At 71.3% G+C, this 18763-nt stretch carries 17 protein-coding genes and 1 riboswitch; of the genes, 8 read left to right on the forward strand and 9 right to left on the reverse strand.

The features are described 5' to 3' along the window. Positions 1–18: 18 nt before the first annotated feature. The 8 genes from ASD11_RS13700 to rraA form a co-directional block, all read right to left on the reverse strand. Entirely contained in the window at positions 19–1527 is a 1509-nt protein-coding gene (locus ASD11_RS13700) for a cobyric acid synthase (RefSeq protein ID WP_082554364.1), read from the reverse strand. Beyond that, a complete protein-coding gene (locus ASD11_RS13705; RefSeq protein ID WP_056288012.1) occupies positions 1524–2096 on the reverse strand; it encodes an antibiotic biosynthesis monooxygenase in 573 nt (190 codons plus the stop codon). The genes ASD11_RS13700 and ASD11_RS13705 overlap by 4 nt, the downstream gene beginning before the upstream one ends. Positions 2097–2116: 20 nt before the next feature. Next, the gene (locus ASD11_RS13710; protein ID WP_056288017.1) at positions 2117–2974 is read right to left on the reverse strand and encodes a hypothetical protein; all 858 of its coding nucleotides are present in this window, start codon (positions 2972–2974) and stop codon (positions 2117–2119) included. Next, positions 2971–4326: a prenyltransferase/squalene oxidase repeat-containing protein gene (locus ASD11_RS13715; RefSeq protein WP_056288020.1), complete on the reverse strand. Its 1356-nt coding sequence runs from the start codon at positions 4324–4326 to the stop codon at positions 2971–2973. The genes ASD11_RS13710 and ASD11_RS13715 overlap by 4 nt, the downstream gene beginning before the upstream one ends. 58 nt (positions 4327–4384) lie before the next feature. Continuing rightward, positions 4385–4493, reverse strand: a riboswitch (cobalamin riboswitch). Positions 4494–4527: 34 nt separating this feature from the next. Then, positions 4528–5382 carry an ECF transporter S component gene (locus ASD11_RS13720; protein ID WP_056288024.1) on the reverse strand — a complete coding sequence of 285 codons (855 nt, stop codon included), beginning with the start codon at positions 5380–5382 and terminating at the stop codon, positions 4528–4530. Continuing rightward, the gene (locus ASD11_RS13725) at positions 5379–6986 is read right to left on the reverse strand and encodes an ABC transporter ATP-binding protein (RefSeq protein ID WP_056288027.1); all 1608 of its coding nucleotides are present in this window, start codon (positions 6984–6986) and stop codon (positions 5379–5381) included. The genes ASD11_RS13720 and ASD11_RS13725 overlap by 4 nt, the downstream gene beginning before the upstream one ends. Next, positions 6983–8134, reverse strand: coding sequence for an energy-coupling factor transporter transmembrane component T (locus ASD11_RS13730; protein WP_056288028.1), 1152 nt, complete (start codon positions 8132–8134; stop codon positions 6983–6985). The genes ASD11_RS13725 and ASD11_RS13730 overlap by 4 nt, the downstream gene beginning before the upstream one ends. An 83-nt stretch (positions 8135–8217) precedes the next feature. Continuing rightward, positions 8218–8703: a ribonuclease E activity regulator RraA gene (gene rraA, locus ASD11_RS13735; RefSeq protein WP_056288029.1), complete on the reverse strand. Its 486-nt coding sequence runs from the start codon at positions 8701–8703 to the stop codon at positions 8218–8220. Positions 8704–8814: 111 nt separating this feature from the next. Here rraA and ASD11_RS13740 point away from each other — a divergent pair, with 111 nt between their 5' ends. From ASD11_RS13740 to ASD11_RS13750, 3 genes are all read left to right on the forward strand, one after another. After that, positions 8815–10713, forward strand: a complete 1899-nt coding sequence (locus ASD11_RS13740; RefSeq protein WP_056288030.1) for an acyl-CoA dehydrogenase family protein — start codon at positions 8815–8817, stop codon at positions 10711–10713. Positions 10714–10820: 107 nt separating this feature from the next. Then, a complete protein-coding gene (locus ASD11_RS13745) occupies positions 10821–11552 on the forward strand; it encodes a hypothetical protein (RefSeq protein ID WP_056288031.1) in 732 nt (243 codons plus the stop codon). A gap of 147 nt (positions 11553–11699) precedes the next feature. After that, positions 11700–12494 (forward strand): hypothetical protein, encoded by a 795-nt coding sequence (locus ASD11_RS13750; protein WP_056288032.1) that lies wholly within the window; start codon positions 11700–11702, stop codon positions 12492–12494. 66 nt (positions 12495–12560) lie between these two features. On the opposite strand, the gene ASD11_RS13755 is transcribed toward ASD11_RS13750, so the two are convergent. Beyond that, positions 12561–13058 (reverse strand): MarR family winged helix-turn-helix transcriptional regulator, encoded by a 498-nt coding sequence (locus tag ASD11_RS13755; RefSeq protein ID WP_156464724.1) that lies wholly within the window; start codon positions 13056–13058, stop codon positions 12561–12563. Positions 13059–13132: 74 nt separating this feature from the next. Here ASD11_RS13755 and icmF point away from each other — a divergent pair, with 74 nt between their 5' ends. The 5 genes from icmF (at position 13133) to ASD11_RS13780 (ending at position 18761) form a co-directional block, all read left to right on the forward strand. After that, positions 13133–16324 (forward strand): fused isobutyryl-CoA mutase/GTPase IcmF, encoded by a 3192-nt coding sequence (gene icmF / locus ASD11_RS13760; protein ID WP_056288037.1) that lies wholly within the window; start codon positions 13133–13135, stop codon positions 16322–16324. Between the two features lie 117 nt (positions 16325–16441). Next, the gene (locus tag ASD11_RS13765) at positions 16442–16900 is read left to right on the forward strand and encodes a hypothetical protein (RefSeq protein WP_056288039.1); all 459 of its coding nucleotides are present in this window, start codon (positions 16442–16444) and stop codon (positions 16898–16900) included. A 41-nt stretch (positions 16901–16941) separates the two neighbouring features. Next, positions 16942–17439, forward strand: a complete 498-nt coding sequence (locus ASD11_RS13770) for an acyl-CoA thioesterase (RefSeq protein WP_056288042.1) — start codon at positions 16942–16944, stop codon at positions 17437–17439. After that, complete coding sequence (gene rnhA, locus ASD11_RS13775) at positions 17436–17906, forward strand: ribonuclease HI (RefSeq protein WP_056288043.1); 471 nt, start codon at positions 17436–17438, stop codon at positions 17904–17906. The genes ASD11_RS13770 and rnhA overlap by 4 nt, the downstream gene beginning before the upstream one ends. 78 nt (positions 17907–17984) lie before the next feature. Beyond that, positions 17985–18761 carry a helical backbone metal receptor gene (locus ASD11_RS13780; RefSeq protein WP_056288046.1) on the forward strand — a complete coding sequence of 259 codons (777 nt, stop codon included), beginning with the start codon at positions 17985–17987 and terminating at the stop codon, positions 18759–18761. The last annotated feature ends 2 nt before the right edge of the window (positions 18762–18763 follow it).

Consider the following 18763-nt stretch of genomic DNA (forward strand, 5'->3'; position numbering starts at 1 on the left):
CTCAACGACCCCAACCCCTCATCGTTCGTCCGGCCGGGGTCCGGCGGGGACGAAGGGGAGGCCGGCGGGGGCGCCGTCCTGGGCCAGGGCGAGGAGCGCGTCGACGTCGAGGTGCTCCTCGGCGAGGTCGGCCAAGAGGTCGATCCGACGCTCGCGAGCGTCCTCGAAGCTCACGTCGGACTCGATGGCCGGACGCCCGACCAAGGCCGAAGCGCGGCTCAGCAGGGCGCGCCGGAACTCGTCGGACTCCAGGCTGCCGTGCCACATCGTGCCGAAGACGCGATCGGTGGCGGCGCCGCCGGGGAACGGTTCCGCAGAGGCCCCGACCTCGATCCGACCGTGGTGGATCTCGTAGCCCGTCACCGGCACGCCCCACGCCTCGCCCTCGGGCAGACGCAGCACCTTGGCCGCACCGAACTCCGTCGTGAGGTCGAGCAGCCCCAGACCCTCGACGACCGCACCCCCCGGACCCTCCACCCCGTCGACGTCGGTGATGGTCCGACCCAGCACCTGGCAGCCGCCGCACACCCCGAGCACCGGCCGGCCGGCCGCATGGTGACGCAGCACCGCCTCGTCGAGCCCGCGCTCGCGCATCCACGCGAGGTCGGCGATGGTGGTGCGCGTGCCGGGCAGGACGACGAGGTCGGCTCCGGCCAGCTCGCTCGGGCGCGACGCGAACACGACGTCGACACCCGGCTCGAGCCCCAGCGCGTCGACGTCGGTGAAGTTGCTGATGCGGGGGAAGCGGACCACCGCGACGCGGAGCGCGTCGGCCGGGTCGGTGGCCCGGCGCCCCTCGAGGTCGAGCGCGTCCTCGGAGTCGAGCCAGAGGTTCGGGTCCCACGGGAGCACGCCGTGGAACGGCCGACCGGTCAGCGCGGTGATGCGTTGCAGCGCGGGGTCGAGCAACGTGACGTCGCCGCGGAACTTGTTGAGGACGAAGCCGGCGAGCAGCGCCTGGTCGTCGGCGTCGAGCAGCGCGAGCGTCCCGTAGAGCGCCGCGAACACTCCGCCGCGGTCGATGTCGCCCACCACCACGGTGGGCAGGGAGCCGTGCCGCGCGAGACCCATGTTCACGTAGTCGTGCGCCCGCAGGTTCACCTCGGCCGGGGAGCCGGCCCCCTCGGCCACCACGACGTCGACCCGCGAGCGGAGCTCGTCGAACGCCGCGAACGCGGCCTCGGCCAGGTGCGTCCGACCACCCAGGAAGTCACCTGAGTCGAGCGTCCCGCCCGGCTGCCCCATCACGACGACGTGGCTGCGGTGGTCGCTGCCGGGCTTGAGCAGGACCGGGTTCATGGCGGGCTCGGGCGTGATGCGGGCCGCGCGTGCCTGGACCCACTGCGCCCGGCCGATCTCGGCGCCGCGACCCTCCGCGTCGACGCAGACCATGGAGTTGTTGCTCATGTTCTGCGCCTTGAACGGCGCCACCTTCAGGCCGCGTCGGGCGAAGGCCCGGCAGATCGCCGTCGTGACGATGCTCTTGCCGGCGTCCGAGGTGGTGCCCGCCACCAGCAGACCGCTCAAGGGCGCACCTTGGGAACGGCGTTGAGCCACGGGGCGAGCAGGCGGGTGACGAACGGCAGGAAGACGTAGGTCATGAGCGGCGTCATGGCACACACCGTGACGAGGACCCGGAGGGGCAGCCACCAGTCGGCGGCGTAGACCCGGCCCAGCTCGTTGGCCGCGAGGCTCAGCGGGAAGAACACGAGGAAGATCGCGCACATCTGCTTCCAGCGTGGCGGCGGGGTGGGTGCGGGGCGCAGGTCCTCGCGGTCGACCGTGGTGGGCTCGTCGAACCAGCCCTCGATGCCCGTGCGCTTCTCGTGCTGCGCGGTCTCGACGAAGCCCTGGGCAGACTCCAGCCACCACCGACGCTGCTCCGACTCGTCCCACACCCGCAGCGCCTCCGCGTCGGCGAAGCGGTAGAGCATGTGCCACTCGGTGGACCCGGCGGAGGGACGGACCCAGCCCGAGCCGAGGAAGCCGTCGAACCGCTCCGACAGCTGCGTCCCGGCCCGGAGCCAGGCCAGCATCTGGTCCTCGTGACCAGGGTCGACGTGACGAGTGATGGAGACGGTGACGGGTCCTGACATGGTCTCCAGCCTAGGCCCGCTCAGAGGTCGGCCGACGTCCGACGGCGCCACGCGACGACGCCTCCGCTGGCGCCCAGCAGGAGCAGCACCACGATGGCCACCCAGGCGAGTCCGCCCGGGCCGCCGTCGGACTCCGACGACGCCCTGGCCGCGTCCTCCGAGGACGTCGCCGGCCCGCTCGCGGAGGGGCCGGTCGACGCAGAAGCCCTGGTCCTGGCCTTCGCCTCAGCCTTCTTGGCCGCCTTCTTCTGGGCAGCGGTGGAGGGCGAAGGGGTGGCCTTGGCTCGGGCCGACGGCGAGGACTCGGGGTCGGCCCGGCCGGACCCCTTCGTGCCACCGGTCGAGCCCGTGCCCGACGTGGGCCGGGCCGCCGGCTTCTTCGTGGGCTGCGGGGCCGCGGCGCGCGGCGTGGACGGCGTGACGTCCGGTGCGTTGCGGGTCTTCTGGCCCTGCCAGCTCCACGCGACCCAGCCGCCCTCGGGCACCCGCTGCGAGGCGACACCGGAGGACGCGTACGTCCACGTGCCGTCGCCCGCGGACCACCAGAGCGACCAGTACGCCGACGCCGACGAGGTCTCGACGCAGCCGGCACTGGCCGGCGCCCCGTTGACCCGGCACACGAAGCCCGGGTCGTTGCTCGCGTACTGCATGCCCACGCCGGCACGGTCGAAGAGGGCCGCGGCCCGCTCACGGCCGCTGCCGCCGACGCACGTCGTGGTGGAGCCGGACCCGAGCTGCTGCGAGTCGACGACCACCGTGTACCCGGAGCCGTTCGTGCACGCAGCTGCCTGCGCGGCACCAGGGACCGCGACGACCCCCACGGCCGCGCTGAGGAGCGCGGCCGTGAGGGTGCCGACGAGGCGGGTCGCCCAGGTCACTTGACGACGACGAAGGTGGACTCGCCGACCCGCTTGGCGTTCTGCCCGAAGGCGCGGACGACCTTGGTGCCGAGCGACGTGCCGACGGTGAAGCGGGTCGACCAGACGCCCGACGCGTTGGCCTGACCCTTGAGGGTCTTGCCGAGCGTGTAGACCGTGACCTTCTCGCCGGCGGCGAGGCCGGTGACCGTCACGAGCTGCTGGGCCGAGCGGGGGCGCGTCGAGTACTTGGGCTTGATGCTCAGCTTCTTGGCGGGCAGGAGGGCGTCGATGCCTGCCGCGGCCTGCGAGGTGGCCCGGATCCACTGGTCGCGGTCGGGCACGCCGATGCCGTCGGCCTTGCCGTCGGCCAGAGCGTTGTTGTCGAACGCGATGGCACCCAGCTCGCCCGCGAGCTGGTTGCCCGTGGCCGCAGCCTTGGTGGCCTGACGCTTGACGAGCCAGGCGGCGGCGAGGTCGGCGGGCCCGGCCTTGCCGTACACGGAGAGCGCCGCCGCGGCGAGGCCGGTGGAGTTGGAGTTGGAGGCGCCGTCGTTGCGGAAGCTGCCGTCGGCCTGCTGCTGCTTGAGGAGGTAGAGGACGGCGCGCGAGAGCGGTGCCTGGACGTCCGGGACCTCGGCGCCGATCTTGGCCTCGATCAGCGCGCGCACGGCGAACGCCGTGGCGTCGACGGTCTCGCCGTCGTCACCTGCGGTGGTGCTGTCGCCGCACGTGCGGTCGACGGCCTCGCGCGAGTCGTCGAAGGGCGTCTCGGGGTCGTCGGCGACGGCCTCGGTGAACATCGCCTCGCGGAAGCCGCCGTCGGCGCACTGCTGCTTGAGCAGGTAGCTCACGGCGGCGGCGGCCTTGTTGCTGTCGACGCCGGAGAGTCCGCGCACGATCAGCGACTGGGTGAGGGTGCTGGAGAAGTCGCCGACGTAGTCGCGACCGCGACCGGCCTCGGGGTCGTCGGACCCGACGATCTTGTCCTCGAGCCGCTGCACGAGGTTCACGCCGCCGAACGAGGTGGGGACGGCGCCGGCGTCCTGCACCGCGGTGATGAACTTGCCGGTGCCCCCGGCCGACGTGTACTCGTTCACGCGCTCCCGGAGAGCGCTGACGATCTCGGTCCGCTTGGCGGGCTGGGTGTCGGTGTCGAGCAGCGCCTGCAGGACGTCGATCGTCAGACCGTAGTCGTTGTACTCGTACTGCTCGTTGAAGATGAGGCCTTCGCTGAGCTGCTGGCCGAGCCAGTAGCCCGCCGACGTGGCGTTGGGGCTGGCCGCCTGGGCCGAGCCGGGCACGGCGACGAGGGCGCCGGCGAGAAGAGGCGCGGCTGCGAGGGCAGCGAGGCGCCGAGTGATGGTCTTCATGGGTTCCTTCCCGCTGCGACAGGGCGGGAAGGCCCCACCTGCGTACCGCGGCAGCGTGGACTGATCAGCCCCGACGGCGGGTGCTCCGGCTCGCCCCGAGGGGCCTACGGTTGCGGGTCAGCGCCGGACTTGGACCGGCTTTCCCCAGCGTCGGGTGGATGGAGTTGTCGCCCGGACGGGCTCGGCCACGGTATCAAGCCTTCAGGGGGTCTCGTCCCGGAACGTCGCAACGCTGCCGAACGACGCCCTCCTCGACGCCCGCCGGAGCGTGGCGAGGAGTGCCGGGCCGAGCACCACGAGGGCTACCGCGTTGGTGATGGCGCGCCCCGTGTCCCACCCGGCGGTGGAGGTGAGCACCGTGTAGACGACGAACCGGTGCAGGTTCTCGAGGACGGGCGCTCCCGGCACGTAGGACAGGTCGCCGGAGTAGTAGGAGAGGTCGATGCCGGTGACGAAGGGCCAGTTCCAGAGGTTCATGAGGAACCCGAAGCCGTAGGCCACGACGATGCCGTACCCCACGAGCATCGCGATCTCGGCCCGCCCGGTGACGCGACGCGGCAGCAGACCGGCGAACATCCCGATCCACGCCGCACACATCATCTGGAACGGCAGCCAGGGCCCGACGCCCGCGGTGAGCAGCGCCGACGCGAACAGGGAGGTGCAGCCCAGCACGAAGCCGAAGCCCGGCCCGAACACCCGGCCGGCGATCACGATGAGGAAGAAGATCACCTCGATGCCGGCCGTGCCGGCGCCGAGCGGCCGCAGCGCCGCGTTGACGGCCGACAGCACGCCGAGCATCGCCAGTGCCTTGGCGTCCATCCCGCCCTCGGACAGCTCGGCCAGGACCACCGCGATGATGACCGGCAGGATCACCATGAAGACGAACGGTGCGTCCGTGCGGTCCGCCACGTCCTGCGGCTCCACCTGCACGAGCAGCGGCCAGACGAACATCATGAGTCCGGCCACCGAGGCGAGGGTGAGCACGACGGCCGAGCGTCGCCCGACGCGGACGGCCTGGCCCTCGGAGGGCCTGGCCGAGGTCCTGAGGATGCTCATCGCGGGGCCACCGCCTCACGGACCTGCTCGACGGTGAGCCACCGCGGACCCAGAACCTTGGCCGTCTGCGGCGCGAACGCCGGAGACCCGCCGAGCACGTCGACGGCCGGTCCGTCGGACACGAACTCCCCCTCGGCCATCACGATGACGCGGTCGGCGACCCGGGCCACGAACTCGACGTCGTGCGTCGCGATGGCCACCGTGTGCCCGTCGGCCGCGAGCGCCTGCACGATCTCGACGAACGCCGACTTGGCGCCGTAGTCGAGACCGCGCGTGGGCTCGTCGAGGAGCATCACCGGCGGCGCCGCCGTGAGCTGGACCGCCAGGACGAGGGCGAGCTTCTGACCCTCGGAGAGGTCACGTGGGTGCTGCGTGCCGTCGATGCCCGGCGCCATGCGGTCGAGCAGCGTCCGGCACGTGCCGGGCTCGGCGCCCGACTCGTCGTCGGCCGCACCGCACTCCTGGTCGACGGACTCGAGGTACAGCAGGTCGCTGGCGGTCTGCGGCACGAGCCCGACGGCCCGCCGTGCGTCGGCGCGACTGACCTGCGCCGTCTCGACACCACCGGCCAGGACGGTGCCGGCCTGACGCCTGCCCGCTCCCTGGAGCGCCCAGAGGAGGGACGACTTGCCCGACCCGTTGCGGCCCATGAGCGCGGTGACCGAGCCGGCGTGAAGAGCCAGGTCGACCTCCCGGACGGCGACGTGCTGCCCGTACCTGACCACGACGCCACGGGCCTCGAGCAGCACCTTGCCCTCACCAGGGTCCCGGCGCGGGACGGCCGAGTCCGACGCGTCGAGCTCGGCCCGGACCGAGGTCGCGGCGCGGCGGGCGTCACGCACGCTGAGCGGGAGCGGGTCCCAGCCGAGCAGCCGACCCAGCTCGATGATCGGTGGCGCCGCCGGGAGCTGTGCGAGGACCTGCGCGGGCGTGCCGTCGACGACCCGCCCGTCACCAGGGACCCAGAGCATGCGGTCGGCGAAGGGGATGACGCGCTCCATGCGGTGCTCCGCCAGCACGACGGTGGTCCCGAGGTCGTGGACGAGACGGGCGAGGGTGGCCAGCACGTCCTCGGCCGCCGTGGGGTCGAGCGCCGACGTCGGCTCGTCGAGCACGAGCACGGCGGGGTGCATGGTCAGGACGGAGCCGATCGCGACCCGCTGCTGCTGGCCGCCCGAGAGCGTGCGGAGGGCACGGTCGCGGAGGTCGGCGATGCCGAGCAGGTCGAGCGTCTCCTCCACCCGTCGACGCATCACCTGGGGCTCGACGCCGAGCTGCTCCATCCCGTACGCGAGCTCCTCCTCGACGGTGTCGGTGACGAAGCCCGCGAGCGGGTCCTGCCCCACCACGCCGACGAGGTGGGAGAACTCCCGCGGCGGCTTCTCCTGGGTGGTGACTCCCTGGACCGAGACCGAGCCGTCGAGATGACCGCCGGTGAAGTGCGGGACGAGCCCGTTGAAGGCGTTGAGCAGCGTCGACTTGCCCGCGCCCGTGCGCCCGGCCACGAGGACGAGCTCGCCCTCGTCGATCGTGAGGTCGACGTCGCGGAGGGTGGGCCTCGTGGCGCCGTCGTACGTGAAGCTCATGCGGTCGAGGCGGATCATGCGCCCTCCCCCACCGGGAGACGCGCCTGCTCGAACGGCTGCACCTGGCCGGCGTGCGGCGCGCGCGGCGGCGGGGTGAAGAACGACGGGAGCACGCCCACCAGGATGCCGAGGAGCGGCACGACGGCGACGGGCGGCCACGTGAGGGGCGAGAGCGACGGGTTCACGTCGAGCGGGTCGAAGCTCGACGTCGTGAACAGGACCACCGCGACGCCGATGCCGCTCAGCGCGACGAGGACCTCGGCGGGACGCCAGCGGTCCGGGCGGTACCGCGTCCGCTGCACCCGCCGCCCGGCGACGCCGAAGCCGATCAGCGCGACGACCGCGCCGGCCGCGAGGACGGGTCCGGCGAGGACCCGCGGCGTCGTGCCGTCGAGCGTCGCGTAGACGCCGACGCACACACCGATGAGCCCCACCACCATGAGGGAGCCGGTCAGCAGTCGCGTGCGTGCACTGTCGCGACCGGCCCGTCCGTAGCCGCGGGAGTCCATCGACGCCGCCAGCTGGAGCGACCGGTCCAGGGCGTCCTCGAGCACCGGGATGACGATGGCCCGCAGTGCCTTCATCCGGCCCTGCTTCGGCCCACCCCGCAGGGCACGTGCCCGTCGCACCCGCAGGAAGCTCTCGGCCAGCTGCGGGAAGACCGAGATGGCCACGACGACGGCCGTCCCCACCTCGTAGAGAGCCGACGGCATCGACTTGAGGAGTCGCTTGGGGTTGGCCAGGGCGTTGGCCGCGCCGAGGCAGATGACCATGGTGGCCAGCCGCATCCCGTCGTAGAGGCCCGAGAGCATGGCCTCCGCGGTCACGTCGCCGAGCAGGCTCACGCCTGCAGCCCACTCGGGCAGCGGGACGGACGGGAGGGAGAGCAGCACGGTCTGCCCCTGCCCGCCCGCGAGCAGGACCCGGAACACGAGTCGGACCACGATGATCGTGAGGCCGAGGTAGAGGTAGAGCCGGAAGGCGAGCGCCCAGGGGGCGTCGGGCCGACGGGAGACCACCACGTGGCAGGCCACGCCGAAGATGACGAGCAGGAGCCACGGGTTGGTCGTGCGGCTCGCGGCCGCGGCCAGCCCGAGGGCCCAGACCCACCACGCAGCCGGGTGCAGGTCACGGGGGAGGAAGTACGCGGTCGCTGCCGAGGCCATCGCCGCACCTCCCCGTCTGGTCGCACCGCTGGTCTTGCCGTCGCGGCGCCCACGGTATCTCCCGGGCGAGGGCCGGTGGGACGTCAGCCGTCGAGCAGGTTCCTCGACGCGACCACGATGCCGGTGGCGTCGGCGTAGAGGTGGTCGCCAGGACGCACGTCGACGCCCGCCACGGTCACGGGGACGTCGAGCTCGCCGCGGCCCTGACGGTCCGACCGTCGCGGCACCGAGCCCAGGGCCCGGACGCCGAGGTCGAGCGTGCGCAGGACCTCCACGTCGCGCGCGGCCCCGGCGATGACCACGCCGGCCCAGCCCTGGTCGACGGCTCCGGCCGCGATCATGTCGCCGAGCAGGGCGCAGCGGAGCGACCCGCCGCCGTCGACCACCAGGACGGCACCGTCGCCGGGCGTGGCCAGCACCTCCTTGACGCGCGAGTTGTCCTCGTGGCACGAGACCGTCCGGACGGGGCCGTGGAACACCTCCCGGCCACCGAGGTCGACCAGGCCGGGCTCGAGGACCCGGACGTCGTCACCGTGCTCGTCGCACAGGTCGGGGGTCGTGAAGGTCATGCTGGGCCTCTCGTGGGCGAGTGATGGGAGGTGGTGGCCCCACCGTCGCACTCCCGACCAAGACGATCGGTTCGACGAGCCTCGGCCCCACCGCGCCAGTACCGTGGAGCCATGACTCTGGCAGACGAGGTCCGGATCGCGCTCGACGGCAAGTGGCGGCACGTGCGGGAGCAGTCCCGTCGCGAGCTCGCCGAGATGGACCTGGCGTACGACCACGACCTCGGGCTCGACGACGCCCGTGAGCGCACCTTCGCCCAGCTGAAGCAGCTCGTCCCCACCGGCGTCCCGGCGGCCGGCTTCACGAAGGACCACGGCGGCACCGGCGACCCCGGCATGGCGGTCACCGGCATCGAGATGCTGGCCCAGTTCGACCTGTCCCTCATGGTGAAGGCCGGCGTCCAGTGGGGCCTCTTCGGCGGCGCGGTCGAGAACCTCGGCACCGAGAAGCACCACGCCCTCATCCCCCGCATCATCGACCTCGACCTCGTCGGCTGCTTCGCCATGACCGAGACGGGCCACGGCAGCGACGTCCAGAGCCTCGAGACCACCGCCACGTACGACCCCTCCACGCAGGAGTTCGTGCTCAGCTCGCCCACGCCCAGCTCCCGCAAGGACTACATCGGCAACGCCGCCAAGCACGCCACCATCGCGGCGGTCTTCGCCCAGCTGGTCACCCGCGGCGAGAGCCACGGCGTGCACTGCTTCCTCGTCCCCATCCGCGACGAGCACGGCGAGGACCTGCCGGGCGTCACCACCTCCGACGACGGCCACAAGGGCGGACTCGGCGGCGTCGACAACGGCCGACTCATGTTCCACGACGTGCGCATCCCCCGCGAGAACCTGCTCAACAAGTACGGCCAGGTCGACGAGGGCGGGGCCTACTCCTCGCCCATCGACAACACCAACCGCCGCTTCTTCACGATGCTCGGCACGCTCATCCGCGGTCGCGTCAGCGTCGGTGGTTCGGCGAGCGCCTCCGCGGAGGTGGCCCTCAGCATCGCCGGTCGTTACGCGCTCCAGCGCCGCCAGTTCGGTCCCGCCGACCAGGAGGTGCTGCTGGCCGACTACCGCATGCACCAGCGTCGGCTCCTCCCCCTCATCGCCAAGTCGTACGCCTACCGCTTCGCGCAGAACCAGCTCGTGGCCCGCATGCACCGTCTGCAGACGGCCGACGAGGTCGACGCCCAGCTCTCGCGCGAGCTCGAGAGCCGCGCGGCCGGCCTCAAGGCGGCCCAGACGTGGCACGCCTCGCACGCCATCCAGGAGTCGCGCGAGATGTGCGGCGGCGCCGGCTACCTCGCCGAGAACCGTCTCACCACGCTGCGCGGCGACGTCGACGTCTTCACCACGTTCGAGGGTGACAACCACGTCCTCTTCCAGCTCGTGGCCAAGGAGCTCCTCACGGCCTACGCCTCGGAGATCGGCGGGCTCGACCCCGTGGGCATGGCGCGCTTCGTGGCCAGCACCGTCACCGACGTCGTCAAGGAGCGCACGGCCGCCTCGCAGCTCATCCAGCGTCTCATCGACGCCCGACCGGGCAAGGGCGACGACGACCACGACCTCCTCGACCGCGGCACGCAGCTGAGCCTGTTCGAGGACCGCGAGCAGCACGTCATCGAGACGGCGGCCCGACGCCTCCAGCGCGCCGCCAAGGCCGACGACGACGAGGCCTTCCGCATCTTCAACAACGCCCAGGACCACGTCATCCGCTGCGGCCGCGTGCACGTCGACCGGATCGTCCTCGAGGCCTTCACCGCCGGCATCGCGCGCTGCGAGGACGACGAGGCTGCCGATCTCCTGCGCGAGGTCTGCACGCTCTTCGCCCTCGTCAGCATCGAGGACGACCTCGCCTGGTTCATGGGTCACAACCGCCTCTCCGACACGCGAGCCAAGACCGTGACGGCACTCGTCAACGACCAGCTCGCGAAGCTGCGGCCCCATCTCCTCACCCTCGTCGAGGGCCTCGGCGTCCCCGAGCACACCCTCAACGCCGCGTTCCTCGAGAGCTGAGACAGGACCGTCCCGACAGCTGGGACCCGGGAGCGCGCGCGTCGGGCGGATTGGGCACGATAGGTCTGCCGCGACTGCGGCACTTCCCACCAGAAGAAGGACCACCCATGCACCTGTCCTCCGCCCGACGGCTTGCGCTCGTCGGTCTCATCACCGTGGCGCTCGCCCTCCCCGCGACCGCTGCCGTCGCCTCGACCTCGGGGGTCGACGCACCGGTCAGCACCCCGCAGAAGAGCTCGGCGCGCGGCACGTTCGCGCCGTCCGGAACCGTTCGCGCCGCGGCTTCGCCCGACGTCACGAAGTTCTCCTTCAGGTCGGCCGCCATGTTCAGCAAGGCCGGTGCCGCCGTGCGGGGCACCGTCTCGTACACCGGTGACATCGGCTCGGTCGTGTCCCAGGTCCGCGTCAACGGCGCCTACAAGGGCACCGTGGCCGTCGGGCCCAACGGCTTCAACTACCCGGCGGGCTGGGGCGCCGGCGCCGTCGTGGTCGGACCGTCGGTCATCAACGGGAACGTCAACGACCCGACGACGAGCGGCACCTTCCGTGTGCGCTACGGCGTCCACACCGGGTACCTGTCGGTCAAGCGCTACGGCTCGAAGCTCACGTTCAAGGCCGTCAACGTCAAGATGTTCAAGATCCACAAGGACGTGAGCGCCGGCCGTGCGGTGCTGCAGGTCAAGACCAGCAGCGGCTGGAAGAACAAGAAGTACTTCTCGCTCGCCGCCAACGGCAACTCGCCGTCCTGGAAGTACAAGAGCGGCAAGAAGTACTGGCGCCTCAAGGTCACCACGACCACGACGCGCCTCGGAGCGAACAGCAAGGTCGTCCACCTCTGAGCTGACGACGCTCCCCCAGCGACGGGTCCGGACCTCGGTCCGGGCCCGTCCTGTTGTCCGACCTGGGCGAAACCCCCACGGTGGAGACGAGAATTGGGCACCATGAACCTGTCGTGATCGCGACGCCCACCCAGCCAAGGACCGCCCATGCCCGTGCTCTCCCTCCGACGCCTCGGCGTCGTCGGCCTCCTCACCGCGACGCTCGCGCTGCCCACGCCGGCCGCGGTCGCCTCGACCAGCACGTTCGACACGCCGGACCAGCCGTCCGCGCAGGCGCCTCAGTACCTCGGGTCGGCACCCCAGGCCCGGGTCGCCCGCTCGGCCGAGGTCGGCACGGCAGCCGCTCCCGACATCACCAAGTTGTCCTTCGCCTCGTCGGCGACCTATGGACCTGAGGGCGCCTACGTCGAGGGCCGTGCTCACTTCACGGGCAACGTGGTCCGAGCCAAGACCGAGGTCCGCGTGAACGGCGTCTACAAGGGGCTCGTCGAGATCTTCCAGGCGAAGGACTCCGACAAGCAGTTCGTGGTCTACAAGTCCGGCTGGGGCGCCGGCAAGGTCGTGCTCGGCCCGTCGTACATCACCGAGAGCCTCGACCAGGAACCCACCACGGCATCCCCGAAGGACACGACGAAGAGCGGCGAGTTCCGCGTGCGCTACGGCGTCACCCGCGGGACGTTCTCAGCGGTTCGCAAGGGCGGCAGCATGACCTTCAAGGGCGTCGGCGTCAAGATGTACAAGATCCACAAGGAGGTCTCGGCGGAGCGCGCCGAGGTCCAGGTGAAGACGAGCCGCGGCTGGGTCACGAAGAAGTTTCTGAAGCTGGCCGCCAACGGCAACTCGGTCTCCTGGACGATCAGGACCGGCAAGCACTACTGGCGCCTTCGGGTGCCCACCAGCACCACGCGTCTGGGTTCGAACTCCGAGGTCGTCCACCTCTGAGCACCTGGACATGACCAGATGACGGGCCCGGACCTCTCGGTCCGGGCCCGTCGTCGTGAGCGGGTGTCAGACCTCGAAGTCGCGGGAGCGCAGCGGGGTGAGCGCCTCGTACAGCGCCTGCTGCTGGGCAGCCGGGATGGAGCCGACGCCGAAGTCGACCTCCATGAGCGTGTCGGTGGCCGCGTCGAGGACGGCCCGGCCCTGTGGCGTGAGGGAGGCCAGCACGCGTCGGCGATCCTCGGGGTCGGTCTCGCGCTGCACGAGTCCTTGGGACTCGAGTCGGTCGATGGCGTTGGTGACCGACGTGGGGTGCACCATGAGCCGCTCGCCGATCTTGCTGAGCGGCAGGTAGCCGTCGCGGCTGAACGAGATGAGCCGCAGCACCTCGTACCGCGCGAAGGTGATGCCGTGCGGCTTGAGCGCTGCCTCGAGCCCGGCGATCACGAGCTGCTGGACCCGCATGATCGACGTAGCGAGCCTCATGGACGTCGCATCGCCTATACGCTCGTCCCACAGGTCGCCGGCACGGGCGATGGGGTCGAACTCGAGAGGTGCCACGAGCATGAGCCTAGCCATCCCGACGCCCGGATGTGCGCGATGACTTCCATTTACTTGGATGTCCGACTATTTTACGTCCTATGAGTTCCTCGCAGGTCCCCGCGCTCCAGCATCCCGTCCGCATCGTCACGGCGTCGGCCCTCTTCGACGGGCACGACGCCAGCATCAACATCATGCGGCGGATCATGCAGGCGCAGGGCGCAGAGGTCATCCACCTCGGACACAACCGCTCCGTGGCCGAGGTCGTCCAGGCCGCCATCGAGGAGGACGTCCAGGGCGTGGCCGTCTCGTCCTACCAGGGCGGGCACGTGGAGTACTTCGAGTACCTCGTCGAGAGCCTGCGTGAGCAGGGAGCCGGGCACGTCCAGGTCGTCGGCGGCGGTGGCGGCGTCATCGTCCCCGAAGAGATCACCCGCCTGCGAGCCTCCGGTGTCACGATCTTCTCGCCCGAGGACGGGCAGCGTCTCGGGCTGCCCGGGATGATCTCCCAGGTCCTCCAGGCGTGCGACGTCGACCTGGCCGATGCCGAGCAGGTCGACCTCGACGCCGTGCGCTCCGGCGAGCGCGCCGCCGTGGCCCGCGCCCTCACGGTGGCCGAGTCCGGCCGCCTCACCGACGAGCAGCGCTCCGTGCTCCACGCCGCGGCAGCCTCGCGCCGCGTCCCCGTGCTGGGCATCACCGGCACCGGCGGGTCCGGCAAGTCCTCGCTCACCGACGAGCTGGTCAGGCGCCTGCGCGTCGACCAGCAGGACAAGCTGCGTGTCGCGGTCATCGCCATCGACCCCACGCGTCGCCGCGGCGGCGGCGCACTCCTGGGTGACCGCATCCGCATGAACAGCCTCGACGGCGACCGCGTGTACTTCCGCTCCCTCGCCACCCGCGGCGCGCACGAGACGCCGGAGTTCCTCACCGACGTCATCGACGTCGTGAAGGCTGCGGGCTTCGACCTCGTGGTCGTGGAGACGCCCGGCATCGGCCAGGGCGACGCCGCCATCGTCCCGTTCGTCGACCACTCCCTCTACGTCATGACGCCGGAGTTCGGTGCGGCCTCGCAGCTCGAGAAGATCGACATGCTCGACTTCGCCGACGCCGTGGCCATCAACAAGTTCGAGCGCCGCGGCGCGAAGGACGCCCTGCGAGACGTCGGCCGCCAGATGGTCCGCAACCGCGAGGCCTTCGGCAAGAAGCCCGAGGACATGCCGGTCTTCGGCACGTCGGCCGCCACCTTCAACGACGACGGCGTCACGGCGCTCTACCAGCACCTGCGTGAGCTCCTGGCCGGCGACGGCCTCGAGATCGCCGACGGCGCGCTCCCTCACGTCGACGTCCGCTTCTCCAGCGGCATCCGCCAGGTGCTGCCCACCGACCGCGTCCGCTACCTCGCCGAGATCACCGAGACGGTCCGGGGCTACCACGCCCGGACCGAGGAGCTGGCCGCCGCGGCCGACCGCGTGCAGCGCCTCGAGCTCACGGCCGCCGAGCTGGCGGCCGGCGAGCTCGACTCGGCCTCGGTCGAGTCCCTGCTCGAGCAGGCGCGCAAGGACGTGCCGCACGACGTGTCGGACCAGGTCGCGGGCTGGCCGGCCGTCGTCGAGTCCTACTCCGGCGACGAGCAGGTCGTGAAGATCCGCGACAAGGAGCTCCACACGCAGCTCACGCGCGAGTCGCTGTCGGGCAACAAGATCCGTCGCGTCGCGCTGCCCCGCTTCACCGGGCACGGCGACCTCGTGCGCTTCTGGCGACGCGAGAACCTGCCGGGCTACTTCCCGTACACGGCCGGCGTCTTCCCGTTCAAGCGCGACGGCGAGGACCCGGCCCGCATGTTCGCCGGCGAGGGCGACCCCTTCCGCACCAACAAGCGGTTCAAGCTGCTCTCCTCCGACGGCGACGCCACGCGCCTGTCCACCGCGTTCGACTCCGTGACCCTCTACGGCCGCGACCCCGACGAGCGTCCCGACGTCTACGGGAAGATCGGCACCTCCGGCGTCTCGGTGGCCACGCTCGACGACATGAAGGCCCTGTACGACGGGTTCGACCTCATCGACCCGTCCACCTCGGTCTCCATGACGATCAACGGACCGGCCCCCACGGTCCTGGCGTTCTTCCTCAACACCGTGATCGACCAGGCTGCCGAGAACGGCATCAGCGCCGAGGAGGCGCTGCAGCAGGTCCGCGGCACCGTGCAGGCCGACATCCTCAAGGAGGACCAGGGCCAGAACACGTGCCTGTTCTCCACCGAGTTCAGCCTGCGCATGATGGCCGACATCCAGGAGTGGTTCATCGAGCAGAAGGTCCGCAACTTCTACTCCGTGAGCATCTCGGGCTATCACATCGCCGAGGCCGGGGCGAACCCCATCAGCCAGCTCGCCTTCACCCTCGCCAACGGGTTCACCTACGTCGAGGCCTACCTGGCGCGCGGCATGGACATCGACGACTTCGCGCCCAACCTGTCCTTCTTCTTCTCCAACGGCATGGACCCCGAGTACTCCGTGATCGGCCGGGTGGCCCGCCGCGTGTGGGCCGTGGCCATGAAGGAGAAGTACGGGGCCAACGACCGCAGCCAGAAGCTGAAGTACCACGTGCAGACGTCGGGGCGCTCGCTCCACGCCCAGGAGATGGACTTCAACGACATCCGCACCACGCTGCAGGCGCTCATCGCGATCTACGACAACGCCAACAGCCTGCACACCAACGCGTTCGACGAGGCCGTCACGACGCCCACCGACGAGTCGGTGCGCCGCGCGCTCGCCATCCAGCTCATCATCAACCGCGAGTGGGGCCTCGCGATGAACGAGAACCCCCTGCAGGGCTCCTTCATCATCGACGAGCTCACCGACCTCGTGGAGCAGGCCGTGCTGGCCGAGTTCGACGCGATCAACGAGCGGGGCGGCGTGCTCGGCGCCATGGAGACGGGCTACCAGCGCGGCCGGATCCAGGACGAGTCGATGCTCTACGAGCACCGCAAGCACGACGGCTCCATCCCCATCGTCGGCGTCAACACGTTCCGCAACCCCAACACCGACGTCACGCCGCCCACCGTCGAGCTCGCCCGGGCCACCGAGCACGAGAAGCAGTCGCAGCTCGACCGGGTGCACGCCTACAACGCGGCGCACTCCTCCGAGGCCGACGCCACCATCGCACGGCTCAAGGAGGCCGCGGTCCGGGGCGACAACGTGTTCGCGGTCCTCATGGAGGCAGCCCGGGTGTGCTCGCTCCAGCAGGTCACCGAGGCGTTCTTCGAGGTCGGCGGCCAGTACCGACGCAACGTCTGAGCCCGGAGGCGTCTCTCCGACGAGCGCTCGGGGCTCGTCTGCTGTACCAAGGACGAGGGAGCTCTCGAGCAGCGTCGCCGACCGGCGACGCCTCGTCCCGTCGAGGAGGTTGCAACCATGGACGCCTGGGTCCGGATCCTGATCGTGCTCGTCGCGCTGCTGGCGGTCATCGCCGTCGCTGCGGTGGCAACGAGGGAGCTGCACCGGATGAGGGAACGCCGCCACCTGGAGCAGCGTGAGCACCGTCGCCTCCAGGCCGCGCAGCTGCGCGAGGAGGCGGCCGAGCACCAGGCCGCGGCACAGCAGACCGAGGCCGGAGCAGCGGCCGCCCGGGCCGACGCCGAGATGGCCCGCGAGAAGGCCGCGCGGCTCGAGCGCCACGCCGTGGACCTGGAGAACGAGGCGGCGGAGGTGCAGGGCCGGGCCGACGACCGCCTCGTCGAGGCCGACCGTCTCGACCCGGACGTCCCCGACGCCCCGGCCGGCACCGAGGTCCCGGCGTCCGCCGAGGCCACCGACGACCACGCGACCACGGCCGAGCCCGACACCCGCGGCTCCGGGGTCCACCGGGCCTGACCGAGGTCGGGCCCGGGCCTGGCGGCAGGTAGCGTCGAGCCGTGAGTCTTCCCAGCTACGAGCAGCTCGCGGCGCTGCCGGTCACGTCGGAGCACGTCGTCGGGCCTGAGCACCTCGACGAGAACAACCACATGAACATCGGGCACTACTTCTCGTTCGGCGGGCACGCCCTGTGGGACCGGAGCCGCCAGGACCTGGGCATGCCCGACTCGTACATCACCGACCGCGGCTTCACGACCTTCACGGCCGAGCAGCACCTGCGGTACTTCGGCGAGTCCGTCGAGGGCGACCGGCTCCGCGTGCCCACCGTCATCCTGGCGCGCGGCGACAAGGCCGTGCACTTCGCCGCGCTCGTCGTGAACGAGACGCGGCAGGAGCTCTCGTGCGTCATGGAGGCGGTCGCGGTCCACGTCGACTTCTCGGACCGCCGTCCGGCCTCGTGGCCCGACGACATCGCCGCCCTCCTCGACGCAGCCGTCGAGCAGGACCGCCAGGACTGGACGGTGCCGGTGAGCGGCTCCCTGGGGATCCGGCGATGAGCGAGCACGTGCGGCCGCAGGTGACCATCTCCACCGACGGCGCGTGCCTCGGCAACCCCGGGCCGGGCGGCTGGGGCGCCATCCTGCGCAGCGGCTCCCACGAGAAGGAGATCTCCGGCTCGGACCCCGCCACCACCAACAACCGCATGGAGCTGACCGCGGCCATCCGCGGTCTCGAGGCACTCAAGCAGCGCTCCGACGTCATCCTGCGCACCGACTCCACGTACGTGCGCAGCGGCATCATGACGTGGGTCAAGGGCTGGCAGCGCAACGGCTGGAAGACGTCGGCCAAGCAGCCCGTCAAGAACGCCGACCTCTGGCTCGAGCTCGTCGCGGCCTGCGAGCGGCACGAGGTCGAGTGGCGCTGGGTCAAGGGCCATGCCGGCGACCCCGACAACGAGATCGCCGACCGGCTCGCCACCACCGCCGCCCGCAACCAGACGCCACCGCCCGAGGACGAACGATGAGGGTCCGGGGTCGCGGCCGCGACCACGAGCCCTCGTCCTTCGTCTCCCCACGGGCCACGACGAGGGGATGAGGTCGCGATGACGACCCCGGACCCTCGTCGTTCGTCCTTCCCCGACGACCTCGGCCACGCCGTCGAGGTGCCTGGCGAGGCCCGGCGGGTCGTCTCGCTCGTCCCCTCCCTCACCGAGGCCGTCGCTGCCACCCGGCCCGAGGCGCTCCTGGGCGCCACCGACTGGTGCACCCACCCCGCCGACCTCGACGTCACGCGGGTCCGCGGCACCAAGAACCCCGACCGCAGCGCCATCGTGGCGCTCCGGCCCGACCTCGTCATCGCCAACCAGGAGGAGAGCCGCGAGCTCGACGTCCGCCGCCTCCGCGAGGCCGGCATCGCGGTCTGGGTCACGCGGATCGAAACCGTCGACGAGGCCTTCGCCTCCATGCGCCGGCTCTTCGTCGAGGCCCTCGGGTGGGGTGTCCCGGACTGGCTCGAGGAGTCCGAGCGCGCCTGGTCCGGCCCCGTCCCCGAGCCTCGCGGCACCGTCGCCGTGCCCATCTGGCGCGACCCCTGGATGGTCGTGGGTCCTCGCACCTTCACGACCGACCTGCTGCGCCGTCTGGGCTGGGCCAACGCCTACGACAGCGACGCGCCCGACGCCGACCGATACCCGCACGTCGAGCCGGCCGACCTCGACCGTCACGACCTCGACCTGGTGCTCCTCCCGGACGAGCCCTACGTCTTCACCCCCGACGACGGGCCCGAGGTCTTCACGCAGGTCCCGACCCGACTCGTGAACGGGCGCCTGCTCACCTGGTACGGCCCGTCGCTGCTTCCAGCCCGGCACGTGCTCGACTGAGC

It is taken from the genome of Aeromicrobium sp. Root495 (assembly GCF_001426755.1).
GTDB lineage: Bacteria > Actinomycetota > Actinomycetes > Propionibacteriales > Nocardioidaceae > Aeromicrobium.